General features: G+C 69.2%; 5 protein-coding genes and 1 pseudogene. 3 read left to right on the forward strand and 3 right to left on the reverse strand.

The window, feature by feature from the left end:
• Positions 1-373: 373 nt before the first annotated feature.
• Both AB0442_RS41460 and AB0442_RS41465 read right to left on the reverse strand, forming a co-directional pair.
• Entirely contained in the window at positions 374-1,603 is a 1,230-nt protein-coding gene (locus AB0442_RS41460) for an IS110 family transposase (RefSeq protein ID WP_366168700.1), read from the reverse strand.
• A gap of 216 nt (positions 1,604-1,819) precedes the next feature.
• Positions 1,820-3,316: pseudogene (locus AB0442_RS41465) on the reverse strand (ISL3 family transposase); the annotation flags it as partial.
• Positions 3,317-3,607: 291 nt separating this feature from the next.
• Between AB0442_RS41465 and AB0442_RS41470 the strand changes: the two are divergent.
• Both AB0442_RS41470 and AB0442_RS41475 read left to right on the forward strand, forming a co-directional pair.
• Entirely contained in the window at positions 3,608-4,186 is a 579-nt protein-coding gene (locus AB0442_RS41470; protein WP_366168703.1) for an HAD-IA family hydrolase, read from the forward strand.
• A gap of 92 nt (positions 4,187-4,278) precedes the next feature.
• Complete coding sequence (locus AB0442_RS41475) at positions 4,279-4,647, forward strand: hypothetical protein (protein ID WP_366168701.1); 369 nt, start codon at positions 4,279-4,281, stop codon at positions 4,645-4,647.
• A 43-nt stretch (positions 4,648-4,690) separates the two neighbouring features.
• On the opposite strand, the gene AB0442_RS41480 is transcribed toward AB0442_RS41475, so the two are convergent.
• Positions 4,691-5,338, reverse strand: coding sequence for a TetR/AcrR family transcriptional regulator (locus tag AB0442_RS41480; protein ID WP_366168702.1), 648 nt, complete (start codon positions 5,336-5,338; stop codon positions 4,691-4,693).
• Positions 5,339-5,447: 109 nt separating this feature from the next.
• On the opposite strand from AB0442_RS41480, the gene AB0442_RS41485 reads away from it, so the two are divergent.
• Positions 5,448-6,101 (forward strand): hypothetical protein, encoded by a 654-nt coding sequence (locus tag AB0442_RS41485; RefSeq protein WP_095877587.1) that lies wholly within the window; start codon positions 5,448-5,450, stop codon positions 6,099-6,101.
• The last annotated feature ends 255 nt before the right edge of the window (positions 6,102-6,356 follow it).

A 6,356-nucleotide genomic window follows, 5' to 3' on the forward strand; every position in this document is an offset into this window, starting at 1 on the left:
CCCACCGTCCTACTCTGTCGCGGGCTCGAAGGCGCCAAGCCGATATCGACGTCAACTGGACGGCCCCACCCAGATTTTCGGCCCGTCAGGGTGGGGCCTCAAGACCCCGGACTACTCTGTCCCGTAATCGGTGGTAGCGCTCTGTGGTGGTCACTGGAGGAGGATTCCCAATGATGCTGTCAAGCCAGGGCGGTGACGTCGAGTAATGGCTTCATGCTGCTGCAGTAGCCGGCTGGCCCATGCTTGCTTCGAAGGTGGGGAGTGTCTGATCAACGGCTCTGGCCCGTAATCGGTGGTAGCGCTGTGTAGTGGTCACCGGAGGAGGATTCCCAATGATGCTGTCAAGCCAGGGCGGTGACGTCGAGTAATGGCTTCATGCTGCTGTAGTAGCCGGCTGGCCCATGCTTGCTTCGAAGGTGCGGTGGTCGCGTATGAGGGCCCAGAGCACGTTGAGGCGGCGCCGGGCCAGAGCCAGCACGGCTTGCTTGTGGGACTTCCCCTCGGTGCGTTTGCGCTGGTAGAAGCGTTGGGATTCGGGGCAGCGGATGGCGGCGACCTGGGCGGAGAGGTAGAACATTCGCAGTAGGCGCCGACTGTAGCGCCGCGGGCGTTGGAGGTTGCCGCTGACCTTGCCCGAGTCGCGGGGGACGGGAGCAAGGCCGGCGACACCGGCGAGCCGGTCGGGACTGCCGAAGGCAGACATGTCGCCGCCGGTGGCGGCGATGAACTCGGCGCCGAGCATGTCTCCGATGCCGGGCATGCTGGTGATCACCTCGGCGTCGGGGTGCTCGCGAAACCGGTCCTCGATGAGGGTGTTGAGCTGGTCGATTTCCTCATCGAGGGCCATCACCTCCCTGGACAGGGTGTGGACCATCTTCGCGGCGGTCTTCTCTCCTGGGACGGCGGTGTGCTGGGCCTCGGCGGCGGTCACCGCGGCCTGGGCGGCGCTCGTGGCGATGGCGACGGTGCGCACGCCGTGGTTCCTCAGCCATGCCGTCAGTCGCGTTCGGCCGATGCGCCGCAGCATGGCGGGGGTCTGGTAGCCGGTCAGCAGGATGAGCGCGGTCTTGGAGGTGCTGTAGTCGAAGGCCCGTTCCAGGGCGGGAAAGTACTCCAGCAGCTGGGCACGGAGCCGGTTGATCGCACGTGTGCGGTCTGCCGACAGGTCGATGCGTCGAGCGGTCAGGATCCGCAGGTCCACCGCGATGCCGTTGGTCTCGGTCAGCGGCTGCAGGTCACGGCGCATGCGGGCGGTGTCGGCAATGACGAAGGCGTCCTTCGCGTCCGTCTTCCCGCTGCCCCGGTAGGCGGCCGATGCATGGTGCACGGTCCGGCCCGGGATATACAGCAGCTTCTGTCCATGGCTGACCAGGATCGCGATCCAGAGCGCGGCTCCGCCGGAGCTGAGGTCGACCGCCCACGTGACGGGGCCGCCATCGGCCAACTCCAGCACATCGCAGAGCAGTTCCAGCAGTTCAGGCTCGTTGTTCGGCACGCGACGGGAGAGGAGCTTGTTCCCGTCGGTGTCGATCACCGTGCAGTGGTGCTCGGCCTTGCCCGCATCCGTCCCGGCCCACAGTTCGGGCACCAGGTCCTCCTCCATCGACGCACGTGCTTACAGTCCCAGCAGACGACCTCGCCGACGCGTCCATACAAGCGATTTATTTCGCGCATCCCAATCAGCGGCCGAGTCGTCGCGGGGCGTCGGCGGCCAATCCTCCTGAACCACGACAGCGGCAATGCGGTGAAAGCCATACCAGACGCCCCTGGGTGTCCAGATCTTACGAATGACCCGAACGGACCCACGTAGAAAGGTATGGATGCGGTGGCGGAGCAGGGGGAACCCGGCTCGGCCGTGCATCTGGCGCATGATCCGTTTGGTTCGCGTGTTGACTCCCTCGGTGCGGCCGTTGTGGAACGGGAGGGTGAGTCCGGCGTTGACGGCGGCCCGGTCGAGCTCCAGGCCGTTGCTGAAGGAGTGCAGGTGGGGCAGGTCGACGGCGCGGACTGACGTGATCCAGTCGGTGAGCTTGGTGTCGTTGCCCTCTATCGGCGTCAGCAGTTGCGCGAACTCGTGGGTCAGGCGAGCGAGTTCGGTTATCTCCGGGCATGCCGCGGTGAGTTCCCGCAGTAGTGCGGTGTCCTTGTCGCGCAGGTTCTCCGGGCGGGTGAGGAGGAGGCGGGCGAAGCGCTGCGGGGTGGTGACGGGTTTGTCGCCCTCGGCGCGGCCCTGGGTGAGGTAGCGGACCAGGAGGTTGGCGCTGCCGGTGTAGCCGAGTTCCGTGATCTCGCGCGGGAGGTGGGTGACGGGCACGGCGGGTTCCTCGGCCCGACGTCGGCGCAGGTGGTCGCGGTAGGGATCGACCAGGGTGGGCTTGTAGCGGGGTGCGCGGCGATCGCCGGTGGGCTCCTTCATGCGGGCGTATCGCTTGACGGTGTTCAGTGCGACGTCGAGGCGGCGGGCGCATTCGAGCAGGCCAACGCCCTGGTCGAGCAGGGCGTGGACCTGCTGCCAGCGCTCGCGGGTGGTCTGCTCGCGCACGCTCCGGGGCTGGGCGGGGTTCACGACGGTGGCCCAGCAGTTGGCGTGGGAGCGGACCTCGGCCAGGACCTTGCCGCACAGGTTCGACCAGAGATGCCATCTGTCGCTGACCTGCACCGCTTCGGGAAGTGCCTGGCGGATCGCCTCGCCGTAGGAGCCGGAGCCGTCGCGGCAGACGTACTCGATCCCCGGGTGCTCGCGCAGCCACGCGACCAGCGTCTGGGTGGTGCGGTCGGGCAGGACGTCGATCCGCTCGCCGGTCTCGGCGTCGATGAGTACGGTCGCGTAGCGGTGCCGGCGCTTGAGGGCGAAGTCGTCGACGCCGAGCACCCGCGGGACACGCGGTGGCGGCAATGCCTGGCGCAGGAGCACGCGCAGGGCGGTCGAGCGAGAGATGCAACAGGCCAGGACACGACAGAGGCGGGCGCCCGCCCGGCCCGATAACTCCTTCACCACGGATCCGAGCTGGTCGGCCAGGCGAGTCGTGCGGCGCTGGTAGCGCTCCACGACGCCGGAAACCTGCTCACGGAACGTCTGCCGCGAGCAGCCGAGCACCGGGCACACCAGCCGCCGCAGCCTCGCCGAGACGACGACCCGCCGGCCGTCCACCGGCACGTCCGCCACCGTCCGATGGTGAAAGCCGTGCACCCGCCCCGTCGGCGTGCCGCACACGGGACACGGCACCGGATCCTCCCGGGTCCGCGCGGTCACCCGGATCACACCGCACTCGCCCGTCACGCCCTCGACCACCAGCGCCGACAACCCTGAAAACACCACACTCACAAGCTCGTTGACATCGCGCACACCATGCCAACGATGCCGGTCACCCCTAGTTACCACCGATTACGGGCCAGAGCCGTTGATTTGACACTCCCACCTCGGCGCCTGTGATTGCAGGTTCGGACGGCGACCACAGCGACGACACACGGGGAACAGTCCCAGTGGCGTAGCGCTTGCGGCGCAGCCGCAGATCGGAGTGTCGGCTGCGGGTACGGTCTGGAGCGGGGGGCAACGAGAGGGGCGTGGCGTGGCGGGTGGGACCGGGCCGGGGACGGCGTACCGGGGCTGATCCTGGACTTCGCGGGTGTGCTGACCACGGGGGTGCTGGAGGCGCACCGGCAGTGGTGCGTGCAGCAGGGCCTGGAGGCGGAGGCGTGGCGCAGCGCGCTGAACCACCACCCGGAGGGCCGTCGGCTGTATGCGGCGCTCGAGTGCGGGGCGATCGGGCAGGCGGAGTGGAACGTCGGCACGGCGGCGATCCTGGGGGTGGAGGCGGAGAATCTGATGGGCCGGGTCTGGGCCGGGGTGCGCCCGGCCGCGGGGATGATTCGGCTGGCGAAGGCGGCGCGGGCGGCCGGCTACACGGTGGCGCTGTTGTCGAACTCCTTCGGTCTGGCCCCGTACGACCCGTATGCGGCGGCCGGGGTGTGGGAGCTGTTCGACGTTGCGGTGATCTCGGAGCGGGAGCGGGTGGCCAAGCCGGACCCGGCGATCTACCGGATCGTGCTGGAGCGCATGGGTCTGCCCGGGGAGGCGTACGTCTTCGTCGACGACCACCCAATGAACTTGCCGCCGGCCGAGGCGCAGAGCGTCGCCCGGCTGGAGGAGCTCCTGGGCGTGAGCACGGCCGCCGTCGCCGCCTGACCGGCGACTCGTTCCCGAGCTCGCTTCCGACGCTCGGTCAATTTCCGTACCCGGAGCTGCTTCGTGGCTCGGTCGCGCATCTCCTGGACGGCTTGGGGATCGTTCGCGGCGTCGGCGTCCATGATGGTCGCTGCGCCGTTGCCGAGGTCGACGACGTGGTGCTCCATGGTGCCGGTGGCGGCGATGGCCAGGACGACGAGGAGTTCGTTGGTGACGTCTTGGGTGAGGTGGACCTTGTCCTCGTCGTCGGGGTCGAGGTGGCCTTCCCCGTCGGGTGCGGCGAGGACGGCGAAGGAGCGGCTGACGAGGTTACGCAGGACCCGGAGCTGGTCCGGGTTCATGCGGGCCTGCCGGCCCTGCTCGGTCTTGCTGGGGGCGTTGAGGATGGCCTCCAGAGCCGGGCAGAACTTTGTGGATGCCGGACAGGACGGCTGTTCGTTTGTGCATGGCCACCCCCGTGAGGGTGGGGTCCACGGGCCGCACGTTGTGCGCCCCGCGCGTGGTTCAGGTGCCGGGCGCCGACGGCCGGGCGAGGGTCGCGAAGCCGGCGCAGAGCAGGCGGACGCTCCGGGTGAACTTCTCGTCCTGGCTCAGGCGGGGGAACGTGGGGCCCATGAGCAGGGGGAAGCGCTCGCACAGGTCGGCGTGGAGTTCGGCGGTGACGGGCGGGGGAGCGGTGGGTTGGTTCTGCTCTTGGAGGACGAAGCCGGTGACGTGGCTGAGGAGGGTGTCGGCGGCGACGGCGCCGTCCTCGGCGGGCAGGCCGGCGTCGCCCAGGGTGGCGAGCAGGCGTTCCATCAGCGCGAGTGCGCCGGTGCTCAGCATGCCGGGGCTCTCGGCGAGGAGCCGGGCGCCGCCGGGATGCTCTCCGATGCTCCGGCGCAGGCCGGCGGCCTGGGCGTGGATGCGGTCCGGCCAGCCGGCGGTGGACGGGAGTGCGGCGAGGGCCTCGGTGCCAGCGTCGTACGCCCGGCGGCAGATCCGGTCGGCCATCAGGGCGAGCAGTTCGTCCTTGCCGCGGACGTGGTAGTAGAGGCTCCCCGCGTGGGTGTCCAGTCGGTCGGCGACCTGACGCATGGACAGGTGGTGATAGCCGACCTCGGCGAAGACGGCCATCCCCGCGTCGACGATGCGCTCCCTGGTGAGCTTCACCCGCCCACCGTACAGCCCTCTTCCAACGCTGTTCGAAAGCCGTGCTAGCTTGGCGCCGACAGATTTTCCAACGGCGTTGGAAAACGCCGTGATCGGGGGAGAACGGGCAATGGGGGCGATCGTCTTCAACGTGACCACAGCCGCGCTGATGGTCATGATGATCAACTGCGGACTCGGCGTGGTCGGCCGGGACACGCTGCGCGATCGTCCGCTCCCGTGGGCGGCGGTCGGCCTGACCGCGCTCGCCGTCGGGGGCGTCCTGCTCCAACTGGCCTGGCCCGGGGCGATGGACGCGCTCGACGCCGACCCGGCCAAGTCCGGCTGGTGGCGCGAGTTCACCTCGGTATTCATGCAGAACGGCGGCCTCTTCGGCGGCCTGTGGAACCTCCTCACCCTTGCCGCCGTCGCCGCACTCGCCGAATGGCACTGGGGCGGCCGGATGGTCCCCGCTTTCTTCCTGGCCGGCATCGTGCTGCCCAGCCGCCTCGACACCGCGCTCGGCCTCGCCGACGGCCCCAGCAACGATCCGCGCAACTTCGCAGGCAGCTCCGGTGCCACCTACTTCCTCGGCGCCACCCTCGCCCTCGCCCTGCTCACCCGCACCCGACTCCCGAAGGAAATCGCCCTAGCGGTCGGCGTCCCGGTGCTCGGCCTCGCGATGTGGCTGGCCCAGGACAACGGCCACGGGCTGGTGTCGGTGTACGGGTTCGCCCTCGGGGCGCTCGCCTGGGCAGTCCGGCGCCGACGGACTCCCAGGCCGTAGCCCGGCGCTCCCGCCGATGGACGGGACGTCAGGACCAGGACCCCACGGCCTTCGACCGGCCTTCACAGTCTCCTGGACCCGGCCTCCGGCTGAGCCGTGATCGGACCGGTTGTGACACGTGGACACCGGGCGGCACCCACTGGCTCTCAGAGGGCATTTTATGTGGACGGATTGCCCTTTATGCCCTAGTAAGTCCCTCGCCAGGTTGGTGTGGTCTCGTCCGTTATGCGCTTGGTGAGGTTGTCGATCGAGGCG

Origin of the sequence: Kitasatospora sp. NPDC085895, assembly GCF_040702125.1 — a bacterium.
In the GTDB taxonomy this organism is placed as follows: domain Bacteria; phylum Actinomycetota; class Actinomycetes; order Streptomycetales; family Streptomycetaceae; genus Kitasatospora; species Kitasatospora arboriphila.